Consider the following 2,445-nt stretch of genomic DNA (forward strand, 5'->3'; position numbering starts at 1 on the left):
ACCTGGACGACAGCCCCTTCCACCTGCCCGAGGCCCCCCGGCCCTGGCCCGACGCGCCCGTCCGGCGCGCCGCCGTGAGCGGCTTCGGCTTCGGCGGCACCAACGCGCACGTGGTGGCCGAGGCGGTCCCCGCCCCGGCCCGCGGCACCGGGACGGCACCCGCGGGGGCCCGGCAGTCCGCCCACGTCCTGACGCTCTCCGCCGACACCGCCTACGGCCTGCGCGAACTGTGCGCCCAATGGGTGGAGTTCCTCCCGACCCTCCGGGGCCGCCCCGAGGAACTGGCCGACGTGTGCGCCACCGCCCGGCTCGCCCGGCCGCACCGCGCCGAGCGACTGGCCGTCGTCGGCGAGGACGCCGACGCGCTGACGGCCGCCCTGCGCGCCCGCCTCCTCACCCCCGGTGGCACCGGAGGCCCCGGCGCCACCGGCGTTCCCGGAGCCGCGGCGCCCGCCGGCACGAACCGCGCGACCGTCTCCGTACGCCCCGAGGCCGCCGCGGCGCCGCCCGCGTGGCTCACCGCCCTCGACCGCTCGACCCCTGCCGTCCACGACGTCGTACGCCGCTTCGAGACGGCCACCGGCACCCCGCTCGCCGCGTTCTCCGGCGAACTGCTCCGCATCCTCTCCGGAGTCGCCCTCGCGATCGCGCTGCGCGACCTCGGGCTGCCCGACGACGCCGTCGACCTCCCGCCGGGCTGGGACGCCGTCGCCGCCTTCGCACGGGGGAGGGTGCCGCTGGAACAGGCGCTCGGTGACGTCCTGCGGCGCGCCGGCGACCCCGCCCGCGACGCCGGCCGTCCGGACACCGCCGGCCGTGACGTCGGCGCCCGACTCGCCGGGGTCCACGACGAGCGGACCGCCGCGGCCGTCCTGGCGGCCGTCGCCGCCGACCTGTTCGAGGCCGGCCGCGACATCGACTGGGCCACGTTCCAGAAGGCCGCCGGCGCCGCGTGGAGCAAGCGCCTGCTCCCGTTCGCCCAGCCGCGCGGCCGCGCCCTGAACCTCGCCGAGCCGCTCCGGTCCGCCGAACCCGGCTCGCCCGCCGAGCTGGTGGACGACGGCGGGCCCGCCGGCTACACGTACGCCCGGGTCTTCAGCCCGGGCGAGGCGCCCATCGCACAGCACTCCGTCTACCGGACCCTGATGCTCCCCGGCGTGGCCTGGTTCGACTTCCTCCGCGAGGGAGCGGCCCTGCGCGGCGAACCGTTCCACGGCGCGCTGGACGTCCTCTTCCACCGCCCCCTCATCCCCGCGGGAGCCCGCCGCGTGGTCGGCCGCGTCGACGGGGACGGACGGTTCCGCGTCGAGGACGGCGAGACCGGCGACGTCTTCGTCACCGGGCGCCTCGCCACCCGCGCCGAACCGGCACCCCGCCTCCCGGTCGGCGACCTGCTGGCCGACTGCGCCGGGTCCGCCGTCCACGCGGGCTCCGGCCTGTACCGCTGGCTGCGGCGCATCGGCTACCACCACGGGCGCTACTACCGGAACATCTCCTGGGTGGCGAGCCTGCCGGACGGCGGCACCCTCGCCCGCATCGAGGGGCCTCGCCAGCGCGAGCTGAACCCGATCGACGTCCAGCTCTTCCCGGGCCTCCTGGACAGCGTCACCGTCGCGGCCATCGACCCGGCCAACCCGGTCTTCGGCACCGCGGACGCCTCCGCGTTCATCCCGCTGTCGGTGGGCCGGCTCGACGTCCTGGGCCCGCTCGACGAGGCCGCGTACGTCCGGACCGAGATCGCCTTCTGGAACGACGAGGCGTGCCGGGTCACCCAGACCGTCACCGACGAGTCGGGCACGCCCCTGCTCGTCTTCGGCGACATGGCGTCCAAGCGCGTCCCGGCGCTGGCGTTCCGCGAGGACACCGCGGCCGGGACCGTCCCGGGCACGTCGGCTGCACCGGCCGCGTCCGCCGCCCCGCAGACGTCCGCCGTCCCGGCCGCGGCCGCTGCGCCCCCGGTTGACGCACCCGCACCCGCCGTCGCCGCACCGCTGCCGGTCGAGCCCGCTCCCGTCGCCCACGCGCCTGCCCAGGGCGCTCCCGCCGCCGAGCCGGCACCCGCCGCCTTCGGCACGCCGTCCGCGCGGGCGCTGGCCTGGTTCCTGGCACTGACGGGCACGTCCGAGGAGCACGCCGACACCGAGTTCCTCTCGGCCGGTTTCGACTCCGTCGGCCTGGTGGCGCTGAGCGAGCGGATCTCCCAGGAGCACGACCTGTCCCTTTACCCGACGGTCTTCTTCGAGTACGCGACGCCCCGGCAGTTCGCGGACTTCCTCACGGAGGAGGCACCGGAACTCGTCGACCGGCTCCCGAGCCCCTCGACCCCGGGCGCCCCGCCGGCCGCGGCTGCCGAGGCCGCCCCGGCGGCACCCCAGGCACCGACGGCCCAGCCTCTCCCGACAGCCCCTGTGGCACCAGAGGTTCCGGCGGCCGGGGGGCCGAGGG

At 77.5% G+C, this 2,445-nt stretch carries 1 protein-coding gene; it reads left to right on the forward strand.

Features of this window, described 5'->3' with window-relative positions:
• Positions 1-2,445 (forward strand): polyketide synthase dehydratase domain-containing protein (locus EAO70_RS36460; RefSeq protein ID WP_187284203.1); only part of this gene is annotated, 2,445 nt, incomplete at both ends.

The sequence above is a fragment of the Streptomyces sp. adm13(2018) genome (genome assembly GCF_008042145.1).
In the GTDB taxonomy this organism is placed as follows: Bacteria; Actinomycetota; Actinomycetes; order Streptomycetales; family Streptomycetaceae; genus Streptomyces.